Source organism: Campylobacter concisus, assembly GCF_003048535.1.
GTDB classification, from domain to species: domain Bacteria; phylum Campylobacterota; class Campylobacteria; order Campylobacterales; family Campylobacteraceae; genus Campylobacter_A; species Campylobacter_A concisus_S.
Map to the genome: position 1 here is coordinate 23,658 of NZ_PIRQ01000003.1, position 17,819 is coordinate 41,476.

Genomic DNA, 17,819 nt, shown 5'->3' on the forward strand with positions numbered 1-17,819 from the left:
CTAAGGAGAGATTTTTTATTGTTATTTAGAGGATTTGTTGTGAAGATAGCATACTTACTCTGTTTTATTGTCACGTTTGGTTTTTGTGCACCCAGAGCTTGTACAACAGCAGAAGCAGCATCTATTGGTTGTAGTGGAGCAAATTATTCTTGCTTTATAGACGCTGAAGAGTATCAAGACAACTCTTCTAAAAATATCCCACATTGCATAAGAAAATCTGATAGAACCTGGACGATAGATACCAATAGCTTTTCTTCAGGCTTAGCACAAGATCACTATCATATTTACGTTGAGCAATTTTCTCCATGGAATCAACGATCATTAATAGGTATGTGGGATGATCACTCTAAAGGCTTAAGACAAAGATCAATAAATGGAAATCTAAATACCAGAGTAAATGGAGATATAGCTACCATTGGTGCTACTATTATGATTCCACAATACGCTGGATATAATTTTGTTCCAGATCCATCTAACGTAACAAGAACATCATCTACAGCCGATAGAATATTTTTAGATACTGGTAATTTTTCGCCTAGCAATTACACACTTTGTCAAACAACATATATTTATAATCCTAGCAAGCATCCTTATTGTAAAAATTCATCCTCTTCCACATTTGATTTTAGTGAGAAAAATACCTTTATACAAAATAATTTAAAAGGTAAAAACGTAGTCTATGGCAGGCTTTATTGGGGTGGCTCTCTTTATCAAAACTGGGCCATAAAAAATCTTGGGTCAAATTTATATGTAAGTGCCTTAAATTACATAAAAGGATATAGCAGGATTGATTTTAAAGCTCCTGGAAAAAATGTAATCACAATAGATGCTGATCCAAAAGATGTTTTTTGGTTTGGCTCATTTAGTGAGTATAAACCAAAATCAATGACTCTTGAATCATATAATCAAAACGAGTCTAATAGCTACTATGTAAAGGCTGGAATAAACTACCAATATGTAGCAAGTGCCGATGTAACAGATATAGTTAGAGATTCTCTTGGTACTAGTGAGTCAGATAGGACATTTTATGCTGGCAATATCAGATCCACTACGATTCCCTTTAGTGATGAATTTATAGACCCAAATGATGGCATATATAAGGTAAACAACTCTACTAATAGAAAACTAAAAAAAACATACGGCACACTGCTGTTTTCGCCAGTCCAAGGACAAAATGGCTACTGGATACAATCCATCGCACCACAATTTGCAGCTTGGAGCTTGGTTATCATTTATGACTTTGATGATAAAACTGCCGCAGCAAACAATATAGAGCCAAAGCTTGTTAGTATATTTGATGGGCTAGAAAGACTTGCAGCAGACTGGATGAAGTCAAGCGATCCATTTGGTACTGTAAAGAGCTCAACCATAGATGTAAAATTTGAAAATATCTACACACCAAAAGCAGGAAATATAGATGCTTCGCTCACAATGTTTTCATTTGGCGGCAAGCCAGAAACAAAAGGTGAAGATATCAAGATAAAAAAAGGTGGTAGCTATCAGAGTATTACCAGCGGATATAACGCACAAGGTGATCAGTTTAACTCTACTATGACAAAATTTGGACAACTTATAAATCCAGGTAAAAAATTTCACTCTCAAGCAGACTTAGATATATTCGATATATCAGACAAAATGTCATATGCTCAAAAAGAAGCGGATATAAAATTTACAGTTACGACGATTAAAAGCTCAGGCGGTGCTAATGTCGTAAGTGCTGACCGTATAAATTTAGCACTAGTTGGCTTTTCTTCTCGTATATATAAACCAGATGTTTGCTATATGGAGTATATTTATGCAAAAAAACCTAGCGATAGTACTTTTACAAAGGTGCAAGAAAATACTCCAACAGTAGTGCCAGCAAATACTATTTTAAAAACTTTCGTTGAAGTTACAAACAATACTAATGAAGCTGCCCAAGACTTTGCGCTAAAAGCTACAATAGATCCAAGTCAAATTTATAATCCAAACTCAACTTACATATACGCAGATAAAGCATCGCAAGGACCTAGTGATCTGCTTACTATGTCAGGACAGGTACACTATAGCGACAACACAGGCTTGCAGCAATTAAGCGGAAATGACTTAACTTTTTATTTAGGACAAGGTGCGGCTGCAAATAAGGGTGGAGAAATGCTAATTCATCAAGGCAACTACGCTTATGCCATATATGAAACAACCCTTAAGTCTAAATTTGAGCCAAATAGTTACAAAGCCACAGTTGCAAATGCTGATATAAATTTACAGCCCTATGACACATATATAAGAAGATGTAGCAATCAAAATTACAACATTACTTTAGGCGTTAGTGCCAGTCCAAATAATTTCGTCGCAAGCAATAGACAAGACGATGGCTCGGCAACTTTTAAAACTAAATTTAAAAATAGACTTCTAACCAAAATCGTTTCTACGCCATTTAATGTCTATATCACAAACTATGATACAGATGGCAACAAAAAAGTACCAGATGCCCCAGTAGATGTAAAAGTAGAGTTGGTCGAGTCTTGCAGTGCTCCAACAAATTTATATGAACAAGATATAACTTTTAATGGCGTAACTGATATTTTGTTGTCAGGCATTAGTATTGATAGAGCCTATAAAAGCGTAAAATTTAGAATTTCTCATCTTGATCCAGTGACAAATACTACAAAGGTTGAATGCGAAAAATTAGATGATTTTGCTATAAGACCAAGTCACTTTAGGCTATGGGATACTGACAAGAATACGATCAATAATAACAATGTTTTAATAGGCGGCAAAGTTTATAATAACATTGCTCTTGCAGCTATGAAACCTCTTGATAGTGGCTTAGCAAATGGTTATACAAATAACATAAGTGGCTCAAATGGAGAGATAAAACTTGTACCAGCATATAGTGCGACTTGTGATCCTAGCATTATAGAAAGTGAGAACAAACTAAGCGTAGATTTTAACGATCCAAATAAAGCATTGGGTAAAATTTTCCGTCACACATCAAGTGGACCTGTTGGCTTTTCTTACTCAGATATAGGCGATACATATTTTTATGTATTGGACAAAGACTATACAACAACTGATCAACATACGCCATCAAGAGCTGATGATTGTGTAAAAAACTCAATTAGCAACGATCCGTCACAAGATACTGCTCAAGAAGGAAGGATCGGATGCAGCATAAAGCTGGAAGGTAATAGAGATTATCTATTTAGGCCAAAAGATATACAAATAAGTAAGTTAAAGATAACAAAAGACAACGATATAACATACCTTGATAATGAAGGCATACAAAAAGCAAAGCTTGACTTTGAAGTAACTGCTAGGCTGTTTAACGATGACCCTGCAAAGCTTTATAATGAAGATTGCTATGCAAAAAATATGAACTTTGATATAAAGCTAGACAGAGTTCCTTTAAATTTTACAGATAATGATGGCAATGCCGGTACATTAGCAAAAGCAAATGAAGAAATTTTATTTTTTGAAATTCCTGGCTCAAACACTAGAAAAGCAATAGATCCAAGTGCTACAAAATCAACATTTTATGTAGAGAAAAATACTTTTGTAAATGGCGTAGGCAAAGGTGAAGTATATTTTAATTTTGAAAGAAAAGTAAATCATGCCAAAAATCCTTTTACTATTTCAAGTAATGATTTTAGTTTTAGTGGCATGTCAGATAGTACCGATACAGTAAAAAAATATGAAAAACCAACAACAGAAACAACAGCAAAATTTTACTTTGGTAGGGTTTATGCACCATTTTATGAAGGGCTTTATAGCGGTTTTTATGCCAAAATTTATTATGGTGCCTACTGCGATGGATGCAATAAAAATATCTATATGAAAGATAATGGCAAACTATGGCAAGACTTTCCAGCTGCACCATTTTGGGCTACCAATCCAAAACATAGCGCAGGAGTACTTAACTATCATGACTTTAGCTTTACAAACACTTACAGCGGTACTGTTTTAAGAAATGATGTAAGTAACATAAGCAATGGTGAGCAAATAATTTTTATAAGAAACCATTCGGCAGTTACTGATGTGGCTAAAATGAGAGCACCTAGTTGGCTTCTTTATAGTGAATTTGATGAGAAACCTGAAACAAATAATTTCAATCTAAATTTTCTAGTACCAAATGGCGAATGGGCTGGTAAAGTCCTAAAAAGCAATAACATAGAAGATAAGACAAGCGGTGCAGTTGGAGGTTTTATAGGAGTAAAATCAAATAGTGATAGTAGCCTAGATATAAGCGATAAGACAAACAGGAGAATAGAGTGGTAAAAAGAGGTGGCTTTTCATTGATAGAGCTTATCTTGTCAGTGCTTGTAGTAGCCATAGTAAGTGCAAGCTTGCCACTAGCGGTAAGAACTACTTCAAATTTAAGTGAGCAGTCCTTAATGCAAGAAGGACTAATGAATGCTAAAACCTATATGTCATTAATATTAAAAGCACCATTTAGTGATCAAGTCTTAATAGCCGGTAAAAATACCATGCCATCATCTATAACCACTCAAGAGGCTATAATTTTTCCTCTTATTATCTGCGACCAAGGGGCAAATCCAGATTTTTATGAAAAAAGTGGTGTAAAAGGAGAAGGACATAGGATACTTGCATATCCGGTACAAAATTCATCTGCATGTGCCACAAGGCCTAGTGATTCAAAGCTTCCAGAATCAATCAAAAGCGTAAATTTTAAAGTAAAATCTATCAAAAATTTCAATACCCAAAAATCCATCTCGCCAACTGCTAGCACTACCAAACGCGACTTTATCATAGATACAGAGACGACTCCAACCATAACAAATGGAGCTGATAAATTTGTAGTTAGCACTCCTTTAAATGATAGTGACGTTTTACAGATAAAGCTAGATACGACTATGAAAACTACAAAAGAGAGCAAAAGCGTACTTTATGGATATGCCTTTAACATAGGTGAAAGTAGCACTCTAAGTGTAAAAGAATGGAAATGAAAAGAACAAGAAAAGCTTTTACATTAATTGAGCTAATAATAGTCATCACCGTACTTGGCGTTATCTCACTTATGAGCTTTAACACGCTTATGAATTTATATCAAAACTATTTTCAAAGCAAAGTAATAAACGAACTAGAAACACAAAGCGAAATCGCTCTAGAGCAAATTTCAATGCTGCTTAGCCACAGAATCAAACAAAGCGTTATCGCTAGGAAAAAAAATGGAGATTACCTAGCTCTAAATGATAGTGGCGTAAATCTAAGTAGCGACTTTGAAATTTTAGAATTTATCCCAGCTGCTTATGAGCTATTTGATGGCATAAACGAATATAAAGGAGATGATACTAACGGAGATCCTATCATCGAAGAAGGCATATATAGCGGATATGTAGATCTTGCAAATAGCTCTGTTGCAAATGGATTAAAAAGTCCTGGGAGCAAATTTAATGATGCTTTTAGAAACGGCATAATGGACTTGACCTGCGAAAATGATAGCAATGAAGAAGATGTAAATAGTGGCTCTAGGTGCATAAACGCCAATAATGAAAATGGTGGTTTAGTAGCGATATTTTCTAGCATACTTTATAGAGTTGGTAGTAGCTTTGGCTATCAAGAAAATTTAGACCAAAGGCACTTAGATATCGCAAAAGTTGGCATACAATCAATCGACACGCTTAAGATTTCAAGTGATTTTAAAAATAAAAAAATTTCAGAACAGTATAAGCTAGCTTACACAGCCATTGCCATAGCGCCAGCTGAGCAAAGTGCCGAGGATATACAAAATGGCTCTTTTGACCTTAAAATTTACTACAATTATAGGCCATGGCTAAATGAAAGCTTTAAAAAATTTAGCTCAACATCCACAAAGGATATCAAAGCCGAAAATGCAACACTAGCTAAACACGTAACAAGATTTGTCTTCACGGAAAAAAATGGTGTCATCGCGCTAAAGCTTTGCCTTAAAGCAGAAAAATCAGAAATAACCATTTGCAAGTCAAAGGCGGTTTATTAATGAGAAAAGGATTTACATTAATAGCAGCGATATTTTTTCTAGTTGTGGCAGCTTCTATCAGCACTCTTGCTCTTTCGATAGCCAGCACATCAGCCAGACAAAGCAGTGAAATTTATCTAAGAGAGCAAGCACAACTCGTTGCTCAAGCAGCAGCAGAGTATGCGATGTTTGAAATTTTTAGAACTGATTTCTCAAACAAATGCTTAGATAAAGTAAATGGAGATTTTAACGATATGTTCGACTTTAAAGTAAAAATAACTTACTTTGGCGATATCGGTATATGCACTCCACCGACCATTATGCCAGGAACAAACGGAGTCGCAAGTACTGGCAACATGATCTTTGATGTTTTTGTAACATCAAAAGATAAAAAAACGCCAAATCCTATAAATTTTCACAAACGAACTCTTCAGAAACTTTAAAATTTTATAAAGATTTTAGTTTAATTTGTTTTTAGTTTTAGCGTGTTATAATCATCTTACTTTCTATAAAGGAGATTACGATGAACATAAGCATTGTAGGAAAACAATTTGAGCTAACAGAGCCAATCAAAAACTATATCCAAGACGCTTTTGATACGCTTGGTAAATACAATCTTGATATCATCTCAGCAAGATGTGTTGTAGCAGCCGATGAAAAACAAGGTAAGAAAGGTTTTAATGCAGAATTTTCTCTAAATATGGCCCATAAAGACACCATAGTCGTTCGCCAAAAAGATAAAGACCTTTACGCTGCGATCGATCTTGCTATCGAAAAAGCATCAAAAGTTTTAAGAAGAGAGCATGATAAGAAATTTACCGTAAAAGGCAAGGCTGACGATAAAGAATTTCGCTCAAGAATAGGCGAAGAAAAGATCGAAGGTGTCGAGGAGATCGTGCCTATGGAGCTTGAAATTTATAAACCACTTGAGGTAGAAGAGGCACTTGATAAACTAAAATCAAGCGATAAACAATTTTACGTATTTAATGACGTTGACGCAAAAATGCGTGTGATCTACAAAAGAACAGACGGAACTTTTGGTCTTTACTAAAAATAGGGGCAGCTTTGCCCCTAAAATTTATGCTAATTCACTATAAATTTTCTTTCTGAAATCCAAGAAACCCTGTTACAAAAACTGCTACGCCAGCAAATGGCTTTAAATTTTCAAAAATAGAATAGAGATATCCTTGCATAAGATAGATCTAGATACAAGAAGACTTCCCTGTAAGCCATTTTAAGAAGATCTTAGCGAACTAAATTAGGTCACAACCGATGAATGGCAAGGCAAAGAAGCACGTGCCATGAAAAAGGAGTGGATACTTTCCCTAAAAAATGAGTGCGAATACCAAAGCGTGGCATTTTATTTTATGGGCTGGGGAAGCATAGACGAAAACGGCAAATGTCGCAACAGAGCAAACGAGCTAAAAACGCTTGATGGCGTCAGGTATAAAGAATTTCCAAAGATAAAAGAGAGACAAGGCTCTCTTTTTGATTTTTAAAATATCCAATAATCAAAACAAAAAATAATCGCTAAGTTATTTCTCTAAATTTTCACTAACCTTTGGTGTAAAGGCCTTGTTTATCTTTCTTATCCAAATGATTAGCGAGATAAATAAGATAAAGTAAAATACATAGCTAGCTACCGGCCAACTAGTATCATTGCAGTTTTCTTTTAGCGATATAATATTTCTAAACTCTTGAAGCATAGAAATTCTATATCCATAATATTTTACAGTAACGTTTTTATCGCTATTTGCAAAGCCTTGAGCCTTGGCTTGTACATCAGCTGAGTTAAATTTAAAATAAAACGGAAATCCCCATGCGGTATCTTCATTTCTATAAGCCATGACTTTATTTGGATTATTAGAATCTTTAGTATAGATAAGATAAATATCTCTAGTAAGGCCATCAGCTGGATTTTTAGCATCGATGATACCATCTTTGTCCATACGTTTGAGATCGCTACCTGTGATTTGTACATTTGCATAATGTGGAAATGAATAATCAACTACAAGAGCTAAAAAAGAGTGTAAGAGTACAATAAAAATAACGCAAATTCTTTTAAAAAATGTAATCATTTCTTTCCTTTTAAATTTGCGTTATTTTATGAAAAGATAGCTTAATAAAGGGGCAAAATGCCCCTTTAATTTTAAGCTTTTTTATTAAGCATAAATTTTAGAAGTTGTGCAAGGAAGCTGATTCCACCGATTATTAAAATCGTATCACCAATCATTCTTACCCATCTTAAATTTTGTAAGTGTGATTGTTGTAAAAGCTCAGCGCTTCTTGCATACCACATACCATGCTCTAGGCTTGCAAATGCTTGATAAATTCCTATTGGAAGTAGTGAAAGCACGATCATTAGCATAAGGCCTATATTTAAGCCCCAAAAACCTACTTTCATAAGTTTCTCGTCAAATTCTTGACCTTTGAACAGATAAGTAGCTACTAGCCAAACAAATCCAAGTGCTAAAAATCCATAAACACCAAATAGCGCAGCATGTCCGTGAACTGGAGTCGTATTTAGGCCTTGGATATAAAATAGTGAAATTGGAGGATTGATTAAAAATCCAAATACACCAGCACCTAGCATATTCCAGAAAGCAACTGCGATAAAGCAGTAAAGTGGCCATTTTAATGTCTTAGCCCAAGTTTGAGCAAACTGAAGTCTATAATGCTCATAAGCTTCAGCACCAAGCAATACAAGAGGAACTACCTCAAGTGCTGAGAAGCTAGCGCCAACTGCCATTATAGGTGTTGTAGTGCCTGCAAAATATAAGTGGTGGAAAGTTCCTGGAATTCCGCCTACTAGGAAAAGTGATGCACTCGCAAGTGTTGAAAATGTAGCAAATCTCTTTGAAACAAGACCAAGACTAACAAACACAAAAGCAAGTGAAGCGGTAGCAAAGACTTCAAAAAAGCCTTCAACCCAAAGGTGTACAACCCACCAGCGCCAGTATTCCATCACTGGAAGTGGGCTTCTTTGGCCGTAAAATAATCCTGCTCCGTAAAATAATCCAACTGCAACAGCTGAAGCTGCGAAGATAGCAAGTAAATTTTTGTCACCTTTGTTCTTAAATCCGCCGATAAATCCGCGAAGTAAAAGTAGCATCCAAATGACAAGACCAACAAATAAAATAATTTGCCAAACACGTCCAAGCTCGATATATTCATATCCTTGGTGTCCAAACCAGAAGCTTAAATTTATAGGCATAATATTTGCGATTGCTAAATACTCGCCAGCAAAACTGCCAACTACAAGGATTAGTAGTGCGTAAAATAATAAATCTACGCCAAGCTTTTGGAATTTTGGATCTTTACCGCCATTTATAATAGGTGCTAGGAAAAGACCGCCTGCTAAAAATCCTGTCGCAATCCAGAAAATACTAGCCTGAATGTGCCATGTTCTAGCAAGTGAATAAGGAATATAAGCTGATAAATTTATACCGTAAAATTCTTGTCCTTCTACTGTATAGTGAGCTGTAAAGCCGCCTATTAAAATTTGGAATGCAAAAAGAGCCAAAGTTACAAAAAGATACTTTTTAAGAGCTTTTTGAGATGGAGTTAGGCTTAATTTACTAAGTGGATCTTCGCTAATAGCTTCCAACTTTTCATCATCTTTTTTGCCATAAAAAGAGCTAAACCAAACAAGAAATCCAATACCAGCAATAAGTATTACAACGCTTGCGATTGACCAAAAGATATTTTCGCTTGTTGGTACATTATCGATTAGTGGCTCATGTGGCCAGTTGTTTGTGTATGTAGCATCGCTGTTAGGTCTGTTTGCTGCGGTTGCCCAGGCTGACCAGAAGAAAAAGTTATTAAGATCATCTCTATCAGAAGCATTTGGAAGAGTATTTTCTTTCATCGCATAAGCTTCTCTTAAAGATTTAAACTTAGGGTCATTTCCAAAAAGTGATGAATACTCTTGGCTTACTTGTTTCATAGCCTTTAATCTATCACTACTAAGTACGATCTTATCGTCTTTTACGCCATTTTCTCGGTACTCTTTTTTAAGTAGAACTTTTAGATTTGCCTTTTGCTCATCATTTAAGTCAGCATATTTTGAGTGGTAAATTTCATCTGCTTTTAACTCTAAAAATATAACTAACTCTTTGTGAAGCCAGTCCGCACTCCAATCAGGTGCTTGATATGCGCCGTGTCCCCAAACAGAGCCAACTTGCATACCTCCTATGCTTTGCCAGGCCTCTTGACCTTTATAGATGCTCTCTTTGTCGATCACGACATTGCCATTCTCATCTGTAAAATTTACAACTGGTGGCGAGCTTCTATAAACCTCAACGCCGTAGTAGCCTAAAATACTAAAGCAAATTACTAGTACTGCAACAAGTGCTAGCCAATACTTTTTGTATTCACGCATTGATTCTCCTTTTTTTAAAAATTTTAAGGCGAAGTTTATCTCATTTTAAAAAAGCAAATAATGACATATGTCAACAAAAGGAGAGAATTTATCCTATTAGATTTATAAGAATTTACAAGATATGCAAATTTTTCATAATGTATATGCAAAATTTACATAGAATTAATATAAATATTATTAATATACATGTTTATACTTCAAAAATAAAGGAAAAAATATGCAAACAAATTTTATGCATAAAGTAACCAAATTTAGCCTTGTTGCTTCACTATTTATGGCTCTTAGTCTAAACGCAGCTGAGTCTGCTAGAAGCATCACAGATATGAAAGGCGTAAAAGTAAGCGTGCCTGAGAAGGTTGAGAAGATCGCAGCACTGTGGAATGCAAACAACGAGATCATCCTAGCACTTGGCGGTATGGATAAGGTTGTAGCCACAACTGATCTGATCAAAAACAACAAGTGGTTTGAGCACGTCTATCCAAAACTTAAAAATTTACCAGCTGCACTAAATGGCAAAGACCTTCAGATCGAAGAGCTTGTTAAACTTGCACCTGACGTTATCATAGTGTATAACAAAAATTTTCAAGATGAACTTATCAAAAATGGCTTTAGCGCGGTAAATTTGATCTTTAGAGACTATCCAGATATGGAGAAAAGCATCTATGCAACAGCTGAAGTCATAGGCACTGATGATGCTAGAAAAAAAGCTGAAAAACTTGCTAATAAAATCCACGATAACTCTGAGTTTGTAACAGCAAGAACAAAAAACATCCCTGACGCTAAACGTCCAAAAGTACTTCACTTGCTTGGTGGCGCAAATTTACTAAAAGTTGATGGCACAAACACTATCCAAAACACTTGGATCAAGCTAGGTGGAGGCGTAAATGCTATCAATACTGAGGGTTTTATGATCGAAGTTAGCGCTGAAGAGATCATCAATGCAAACCCTGATATCATCATCGTTGGCGGCAATGACACAGACGCACAGATCAAAAAGATAAAAGAGCATCCTGCATTCTCTGGCTCAAACGCTGTTAAAAACGGCAAAATTTACGGCAACCCAAAAGGTGTATGGAGCTGGGATAGATATGGTGCTGAAAGCATTCTTCAAATTTTATGGGCAGCAAAAACTATCCAACCAGATCTATTTAAAGATATCGATATGAAAGTAAAAACAAAAGAGTTTTATAAGGAGTTTTTAAATCACGATCTTAGTGACAAAGAGTATGGCTATATCTTAAAAGCTCTAAATCCAGACGGTAGCAGCAAGTAAGATTATGAAAAACACAAATTTTTCGCTAGTTGTTATCTTTTTAGCTCTACTAACGCTTGTTTGCGCCTTTGTCGCACTTGGCGTTGGTAGATTTTACATACCATTTAACGACGTCTTTAGCGTGCTAGCTCACAGCTTTGGCTACGGCGAGGGTGCAGCTAGCAACATCACAAATGTGATAGAAAATTTGCGTATACCTCGTATCATCGCAGCTATCCTTGTTGGAGCCGCTCTTAGCGTGAGCGGTGCTGCCTATCAAGGCGTCTTTAAAAACCAGCTAGTAAGCCCAGATCTCCTAGGCGTATCAGCAGGTGCCTGCGTAGGAGCTGCCACCGCGATCATCTTTGATCTATCGCTATTTTGGGTGCAGGCTTTTGCTTTTGGCTTTGGTCTAGCAGCTGTTGCTATCACTCTAGCCATACCAAAGATGATGGGGCGCACAAGCACGCTCATGCTAGTTCTTTCTGGTATCATCGTAAGCGGCCTCATGGGCTCGATGATCGGCTTTTTAAAATATGTCGCTGATCCTGAAACAAAGCTACCTGACATCGTTTACTGGCAGCTTGGAAGCCTTGCAAAGCTTGATAGCGAAAATTTAAAATTTATAGCCCCAGTGATGATCATCTGCGCCATTTTACTAATCGCCATGAGCTGGCGTATAAATTTACTCTCTCTTGGCGACAAGAGTGCAGCTAGACTTGGCGTAAATGTCGCTTTTGAACGTGCTATCGTTATCATTTGCGCTACGCTTCTTACAGCATGCAGCGTCTGCATAAGCGGAATAGTCGCTTGGGTTGGGCTCCTCATGCCACACCTAGCGCGAATGCTAGTTGGCGCAAACAACATAAAAAGCATGCCAGCAAGCATATTTATGGGTGCGATGTTTTTACTATTTGTAGATACATTAGCTCGTAGCATAAGCGTGAGCGAAGTGCCTCTTGGCGTACTTACTGGCTTTATCGGCACAGTATTTTTCGTCTGGGTATTGTGGCGAAATAAAAAGGTTGCGTGATGCTTGAAGTTAGAAATTTAAACTTTAGCTACCCAAATGGAGCTGGCAAACTAGAAAATGTAAATTTAAAGATAGGTGCAGGCGAAATTTTAACCATACTTGGGCGAAACGGAGCCGGCAAATCAACAACTCTTGGGCTAATAAGCGGATCACTAAAGCCAGTATCTGGAGAAATTTTCCTTGATGGTAAAAACGTAGAGAGTCTAAGCAATAAAGACCGAGCAAAAATAATGGCCTACGTCGCTCAAAGCGAGATCACAGAGTACGACTACACGGGGCTTGAGTTTATTACGATGGGACGTGCAGCACACCTTGGTATCTTTGCAAGACCCAGCAAAGAGGACGAGGAGATCGCTAAAATTTATACTAAAAAGCTTGAGATCGAGTATCTTGAGGATCGCTTCATCACGCAGATGAGTGGTGGTCAAAAGCAGATGTGCATGATCGCACGTGCGATGGCTGCGCAGCCAAAGATGATCATATTTGACGAGCCAACGAGCGCACTTGACTTTGGCAACCAGTATAAATTCCTACGCACCGTCAAGTGGCTAAAAGAGATTGGCTACTCAGTCGTGCTAACCACTCACAACCCTGACTTTGCCGTGCTTCTTGGCGGATATGTCGCACTTGTAAAGGGTGATGGCGAGGTTGGATTTGGCACGGTTGATGAGATCATCAGAAGTGAGAATTTAAGCCAGCTTTACGGACTAAATTTAAACGTGAGCTACATCGACGAAGTGCAAAGAGAGTGTTGCCTAACATATCCTATTTAAATTTATCTGCTTTCAAAAGGATAAATTCTTTTGAAAGCACTTTTGCATTTTTGCTATTTCACACATACTGCCTTTGGAGTAAAAATGAAAAAGTTAGTTTTGATTTTATTTTTTGCATTGATAGCAAATGCGGCTGATAAATTTGATTGCTCTAAACGCTACTGCAAAGAGATGAAGAGTTGTGAAGAAGCATATCACTATCTAAAAGAGTGTGGACGCAGTGGCTTTGACCGCGATCATGACGGTATGCCATGCGAGAATATATGCAAAGAACGTAGAGTAGGAAAATAATTTTATTAAATTTTACTCCACTAAAAATTTAAAGCTAACAAAATTAAATCAAAAATTTAAAGCAACTAGGCATTATTTTTAGCAAGCGCTGCCACTCTAGCCTTTGCAGCCTGTGTGATATCATCCTCGTAGTCGTAGAAGTTAAATGTCGCTCCATGCTGTACAAAGCCGTTTAGTATGTCACCGCTTTGGCGGTTTTTCAGATCAAGCTCGGCCACCTTAAAGCCGTCGTTTGTCGCGCAAAATTCTTTTAGTCTAGCTGGCGCCTCTTTTAGCTTGGTAAATAAAAAGCAGTATCCATCGCCGCCATTTCGCCCCACCCTGCCTCGCAGCTGATGAAGCGTGGCAAGCCCCAGCCTCTCAGCGCCCACGATCACTATTGTATTTAGCCTTGGTAGCGAGATGCCGACCTCAACAACCGTCGTAGAGAGCAAAATTTCGCCCTCTTCTCTAAACCTCCTTAAAATTTCCTCTTTCTCTTTGTCCTTGCCATGCGTGACGAAGACATTTTTGAAATTCTTTAGCCAAAAGCCCTGCGCCTCGCTTAGACTTTGGTAGTTTGAGCTCTCGCTGCTATCAACTAGCGGATAGATGATAGCTACTTGAAAGTCGCCCGCAAGCTGCTTTTTGATGTGAGCGAGCAGATAGCCAAACTCGCTAGCGCCTAAAATTTGGCTCGTTATATTTTTCTTAAACGGCATCTGCTTTAAAAAGCTAAAATTTACGATCTCAGACTGGATAAGACTAAGCGTCCTAGGTATAGGCGTAGCTGAAAACTGCACGAAATTTGCTCGCTCATACTCGTTTGAGGCAAGCTCTTCTATCTTTTTGCGCTGGTTTGAGCCAAAGCGGTGCTGCTCATCGACCATGACAAGTGGCGAGTTTGGCAGCTCGTGAAATAGAAGCGCATGCGTGCCGATGATCAAATTTACCCCGCTAAAGTCTATCTTTTTCTCCCCACTTCGCACCAGCATCACATTCATAAAAGCGGGCAGCAACCTCTTTGCTTCGTTATAAATTTGCTCGCTTAAGATGCTTGTTGGCGCCATCAAAATGGCACTTTGCGGATATACGCTAAGAGCGGCTGCTAGGATCACTAGCGTCTTGCCGCTTCCCACGTCCCCCATTATGACGCGCCTTTTTGCCTGCACGGCACTAAGGTCGTCTCTTATATCATTTATCGCGTTTATCTGGTCGTTTGTTGGCGTAAATGGCAAGCTTTTAAGCCAAGAGCTTATATCAAAAAGCTTGATCTTAGGACTTTTAAAGTAGGTTTTTTTAGCGCTTAGCTTTTTTATGTAGTTAAAAATTTCTACAAATTTTAAAATGTGCACACCCTCATTATCGTTTTTTAGGCGGTATAAAATTTGTACGCTTTGCTCATCTAGCCTTTGCAGATCAGCTAGAAATTGAGCCTCTTTTCCATTTAAGCCCTCGGCTAATAAATTTTGTAAATTTATATATTTTAAAACAAGTTTTTTGACTTCATCATCTTTTAGCTCGGTCTTAAATTTAGGCACGATCTGGCCTGTTTTTGTGGTGATTTTTGGATTTACGATCTGCCACGAGCCAAAGGCATAGGAGCAAAGCCCATATATCGCCATCTCTTTGCCGACCTTAAAAGCGCCGTAGTGCCAGGACTTTGCGTTAAAAATGACGATCTTTACGCTACTTTGCCACTGCTCGCAAAAGGCAAGTGCTGTTAGCATGCCAGGGCGCGAGGCGAGAGAAGTGATCTTTACATTTATGCAGACCTGCCCCTCTCTTGGGCTCTTAGCGATCGTCGTATCCTCAAAGCCCTTTGGCAGCACAAGAGCAAGGTCGAGCAGGCTAAGCACGCCTATTTTTAGAAGTTTTGCTCTGTCGCTTGCTTCAAATTTCATTTTTTAAAACGCAAAAGCTTAGCTCATTTATCTCTGCGTGGGCTTTTATGAAGCTATTTAGCTCGTTTAGCGAAAGGGCTGAAATTTTATCCAGATCCTTTAAAAATGCCCCAAGTTCGCCATGCTCATAAAACTCGCCTTGCGCGATGTCAAGGCGCTTAAATAGCGTCTCAAGTCTAAGCGGCAACGAACCAAGTAAAAATTTCTTCGCCTGCTCAAGCTCGGCCTTGCTAACGCCTTTTTTACTAAATTTTAAAATTTCCTCTTTTATAACGGCGATCGCCTCATCTTTTTTCTCATTTTTTGTCTGCATGTAGCCATATAACTGGCTGTAAGAGAGATTTAGCAAATTTCTAGCGTAGGCGCTGTATGCAAGCCCTCTTTTCACGCGGATCTCCTCCATAAGCCTTGAGCCAAAGCCACCCTCACCCAAGATAAATGTCGCCACTGCGGCCTTGTATTTCTCCTCAGGTTTTACATTAAACGGCGCGCCAAAGTAGATGTATGCCTGCTCGCTTTGTCTGATGATCTCGCTACTTTCGCACTTGTCGCTTGGGCTAAAGCGCTCTAGCTTTCGCGCCTTACCAGGCTTTAAAATTTCTAAAACGCTAGTAAGCTCTTTTGTCTGCTTCTCGTCGATGTCGCCGCCTAGCACACAAAGCAAATTTGAAAGATCTAAGTACTCGTTTAAAAATTTGCTTACATCTTCAAGTGTGATCGCTTTTATGCTCTTTTTAGTGCCAATACCTGGCAGAGCAAGCACGCTTTTTGGGTATAAAAGCTCAAAAAGCCCTTGCCTTGCCACGTAGTCAAAGTCGTTTTCATTTGCTGCGATCTCGCCAAGTGTGACGGTTTTGCACCTATTCAGGATCTCATCTGTCAAATTTGGAGCGAGTAGTAGCTCTTTTAGCTTGCCGCACGCAAAGGCAAAGTGCTCTTTTAAACAGTTTATATCTATGCAAAATGTCTCAAAGCCACAACTTGCATTTAGGCTGATTGCCCTTACTTCAAGCTCTTTGGCAAATTTGGCCGAGCCTAGCTTCATATCACCCTCGTTTAGCAAATTTGCGCTTAGTCTTGCAAGGCCTGCTAGCTTACCATTTTGCGAGCTACCAGCTGCTTTGAAAACTAATTTTAGGCTCACTACTGGCATCGCTTTTGAGCTTTCAAAAACGACTGGGATTTTTACATTTTTTACATTGATATCTAAAATTTTCATCTAAAATTTCTCCAAAATATCGTAGTTTGTGTTGCGCTTGGCTGGAATTTCTCCGACATCTTTTATAAGCTCGATCATCTGGTCTTGATTCATCCTAAAGCTTGCACCTGCCGCCTTTACGACGTTTTCCTCCATCATTGTCGAGCCAAGGTCGTTTGCACCAAAAAGAAGTGCGAGCTGACCTACGTAGCTGCCCTGCGTGACCCAGCTGCTTTGGATATTTTTAAAGTTATCCAAAAATAGCCTTGAAACCGCAAGAAGCCTTAGATAGACGTTTGAACTTTGCTTTTTGATCTCAGGGAATTCTTGCATGAGCTTTGTGTTTAGCCCTTGAAAACTCCAAAGTATAAATGCCCTAAACCCAGCCGTTTCATCTTGTAAATTTCTGATGTGCTCCCAGTGCTCCACGATCTCACGAGTGCTCTCAACCGTGCCAAACATCATTGTCGCAGTCGTTTTTATGCCAAGCTCGTGCGCCTCTTTGTGTATGCGAAGCCAGTCTGCGGTGTCGCACTTTTTAGGGGCGATGATGTCACGAACGCGGTCGCTTAAAATTTCTGCTCCAGCCCCTGGCATCGAGTATAAGCCCTTTTCGTTTAGGCGTCTTAAGACCTCTTTTGTAGAAATTTTCGAAACTCTTGCGATGTAGTCGATCTCAACGGCTGAGAAGCCATGTATCGTGATGCTTGGATAGTGCTTGCTGATGTAGCTTACAAGCTCCTCGTACCACTCGATCTTTAGCTTTGGGTGCACGCCGCCTTGAAATAAAATTTGCGTGCCGCCAATGGCTATTAGCTCCTCGATCTTTTTGCCGATCTCCTCAAAACTTAGCACATAAGCGTCTTCCTCTTTTGCGTGGCGGTAAAATGCGCAAAATTTACAATCCACCCAGCAGACGTTTGTATAGTTGATGTTGCGATCTACGATGAAGGTTGTTATGCCCTCTGGATGAAGCTCTTTTTTTCTAGCTAGCGCCATCTTGCCAAGCTCGTAAAGCGGTGCATTTTCTATTAGATCGATGGCTTCATTTACACTAAGTCTTTTCAAAT

14 protein-coding genes and 1 pseudogene are annotated in these 17,819 nt (G+C 38.4%); 10 read left to right on the forward strand and 5 right to left on the reverse strand.

Annotation, left to right across the window (positions count from 1 at the left end):
- The first annotated feature begins 39 nt into the window (after window positions 1-39).
- The 6 genes and pseudogenes from CVS93_RS03440 to CVS93_RS03465 all read left to right on the forward strand — a co-directional run.
- The gene (locus CVS93_RS03440; protein WP_159071513.1) at window positions 40-4,257 is read left to right on the forward strand and encodes a hypothetical protein; all 4,218 of its coding nucleotides are present in this window, start codon (window positions 40-42) and stop codon (window positions 4,255-4,257) included.
- Window positions 4,251-4,946 carry a type II secretion system protein gene (locus CVS93_RS03445; protein WP_054196360.1) on the forward strand — a complete coding sequence of 232 codons (696 nt, stop codon included), beginning with the start codon at window positions 4,251-4,253 and terminating at the stop codon, window positions 4,944-4,946. Before CVS93_RS03440 ends, CVS93_RS03445 begins: the two co-directional genes overlap by 7 nt.
- Window positions 4,943-5,959 carry a type II secretion system protein gene (locus CVS93_RS03450; RefSeq protein WP_234400077.1) on the forward strand — a complete coding sequence of 339 codons (1,017 nt, stop codon included), beginning with the start codon at window positions 4,943-4,945 and terminating at the stop codon, window positions 5,957-5,959. Before CVS93_RS03445 ends, CVS93_RS03450 begins: the two co-directional genes overlap by 4 nt.
- Window positions 5,959-6,381 carry a hypothetical protein gene (locus CVS93_RS03455; protein WP_107686592.1) on the forward strand — a complete coding sequence of 141 codons (423 nt, stop codon included), beginning with the start codon at window positions 5,959-5,961 and terminating at the stop codon, window positions 6,379-6,381. Before CVS93_RS03450 ends, CVS93_RS03455 begins: the two co-directional genes overlap by 1 nt.
- Before the next feature lie 80 nt (window positions 6,382-6,461).
- Entirely contained in the window at window positions 6,462-6,989 is a 528-nt protein-coding gene (gene hpf, locus CVS93_RS03460) for a ribosome hibernation-promoting factor, HPF/YfiA family (RefSeq protein WP_087579818.1), read from the forward strand.
- 244 nt (window positions 6,990-7,233) lie between these two features.
- Window positions 7,234-7,437: pseudogene (locus tag CVS93_RS03465) on the forward strand (DUF5131 family protein); the annotation flags it as partial.
- A gap of 36 nt (window positions 7,438-7,473) precedes the next feature.
- On the opposite strand, the gene CVS93_RS03470 reads toward CVS93_RS03465, so the two are convergent.
- On the reverse strand, window positions 7,474-8,016 hold the full coding sequence (locus tag CVS93_RS03470; RefSeq protein WP_107686594.1) for a DUF1523 family protein: 543 nt from the start codon (window positions 8,014-8,016) through the stop codon (window positions 7,474-7,476).
- A 71-nt stretch (window positions 8,017-8,087) separates the two neighbouring features.
- Window positions 8,088-10,319 (reverse strand): nitric-oxide reductase large subunit, encoded by a 2,232-nt coding sequence (locus tag CVS93_RS03475; RefSeq protein WP_021090748.1) that lies wholly within the window; start codon window positions 10,317-10,319, stop codon window positions 8,088-8,090.
- Window positions 10,320-10,536: 217 nt separating this feature from the next.
- Between CVS93_RS03475 and CVS93_RS03480 the strand changes: the two genes are divergently transcribed.
- The 4 genes from CVS93_RS03480 to CVS93_RS03495 all read left to right on the forward strand — a co-directional run bounded on the left by CVS93_RS03480 (window position 10,537) and on the right by CVS93_RS03495 (window position 13,668).
- Window positions 10,537-11,592 carry an ABC transporter substrate-binding protein gene (locus CVS93_RS03480; RefSeq protein ID WP_107686595.1) on the forward strand — a complete coding sequence of 352 codons (1,056 nt, stop codon included), beginning with the start codon at window positions 10,537-10,539 and terminating at the stop codon, window positions 11,590-11,592.
- Between the two features lie 4 nt (window positions 11,593-11,596).
- Window positions 11,597-12,604: a FecCD family ABC transporter permease gene (locus CVS93_RS03485; RefSeq protein ID WP_107686596.1), complete on the forward strand. Its 1,008-nt coding sequence runs from the start codon at window positions 11,597-11,599 to the stop codon at window positions 12,602-12,604.
- Window positions 12,604-13,377, forward strand: a complete 774-nt coding sequence (locus CVS93_RS03490; RefSeq protein ID WP_107686597.1) for an ABC transporter ATP-binding protein — start codon at window positions 12,604-12,606, stop codon at window positions 13,375-13,377. The genes CVS93_RS03485 and CVS93_RS03490 overlap by 1 nt, the downstream gene beginning before the upstream one ends.
- 84 nt (window positions 13,378-13,461) lie before the next feature.
- Window positions 13,462-13,668: an excalibur calcium-binding domain-containing protein gene (locus CVS93_RS03495; RefSeq protein ID WP_107686734.1), complete on the forward strand. Its 207-nt coding sequence runs from the start codon at window positions 13,462-13,464 to the stop codon at window positions 13,666-13,668.
- Window positions 13,669-13,733: 65 nt separating this feature from the next.
- Here the strand turns inward: CVS93_RS03495 and recG are convergent, their stop codons facing one another.
- The 3 genes from recG to CVS93_RS03510 are packed head-to-tail and all read right to left on the reverse strand — an operon-like array spanning window position 13,734 to window position 17,817.
- Window positions 13,734-15,551, reverse strand: a complete 1,818-nt coding sequence (gene recG / locus CVS93_RS03500) for an ATP-dependent DNA helicase RecG (RefSeq protein ID WP_107686598.1) — start codon at window positions 15,549-15,551, stop codon at window positions 13,734-13,736.
- On the reverse strand, window positions 15,541-16,770 hold the full coding sequence (locus CVS93_RS03505; RefSeq protein ID WP_107686599.1) for a M16 family metallopeptidase: 1,230 nt from the start codon (window positions 16,768-16,770) through the stop codon (window positions 15,541-15,543). The genes recG and CVS93_RS03505 overlap by 11 nt, the downstream gene beginning before the upstream one ends.
- Window positions 16,771-17,817 carry a dehypoxanthine futalosine cyclase gene (locus CVS93_RS03510; RefSeq protein WP_103590803.1) on the reverse strand — a complete coding sequence of 349 codons (1,047 nt, stop codon included), beginning with the start codon at window positions 17,815-17,817 and terminating at the stop codon, window positions 16,771-16,773.
- Window positions 17,818-17,819: the final 2 nt, after the last annotated feature.

What these genes read in the sequence shown, in the direction of transcription:
- recG (WP_107686598.1), bottom strand. Translation starts at nt 15,551, where the DNA reads ATGAAATTTGAAGCAAGCGACAGAGCAAAACTTCTAAAAATAGGCGTG.
- hpf (WP_087579818.1), top strand. Translation starts at nt 6,462, where the DNA reads ATGAACATAAGCATTGTAGGAAAACAATTTGAGCTAACAGAGCCAATC.
- CVS93_RS03450 (WP_234400077.1), top strand. Translation starts at nt 4,943, where the DNA reads ATGAAAAGAACAAGAAAAGCTTTTACATTAATTGAGCTAATAATAGTC.
- CVS93_RS03505 (WP_107686599.1), bottom strand. Translation starts at nt 16,770, where the DNA reads ATGAAAATTTTAGATATCAATGTAAAAAATGTAAAAATCCCAGTCGTT.
- CVS93_RS03495 (WP_107686734.1), top strand. Translation starts at nt 13,462, where the DNA reads ATGAAAAAGTTAGTTTTGATTTTATTTTTTGCATTGATAGCAAATGCG.
- CVS93_RS03490 (WP_107686597.1), top strand. Translation starts at nt 12,604, where the DNA reads ATGCTTGAAGTTAGAAATTTAAACTTTAGCTACCCAAATGGAGCTGGC.
- CVS93_RS03470 (WP_107686594.1), bottom strand. Translation starts at nt 8,016, where the DNA reads ATGATTACATTTTTTAAAAGAATTTGCGTTATTTTTATTGTACTCTTA.
- CVS93_RS03455 (WP_107686592.1), top strand. Translation starts at nt 5,959, where the DNA reads ATGAGAAAAGGATTTACATTAATAGCAGCGATATTTTTTCTAGTTGTG.
- CVS93_RS03480 (WP_107686595.1), top strand. Translation starts at nt 10,537, where the DNA reads ATGCAAACAAATTTTATGCATAAAGTAACCAAATTTAGCCTTGTTGCT.
- CVS93_RS03475 (WP_021090748.1), bottom strand. Translation starts at nt 10,319, where the DNA reads ATGCGTGAATACAAAAAGTATTGGCTAGCACTTGTTGCAGTACTAGTA.
- CVS93_RS03485 (WP_107686596.1), top strand. Translation starts at nt 11,597, where the DNA reads ATGAAAAACACAAATTTTTCGCTAGTTGTTATCTTTTTAGCTCTACTA.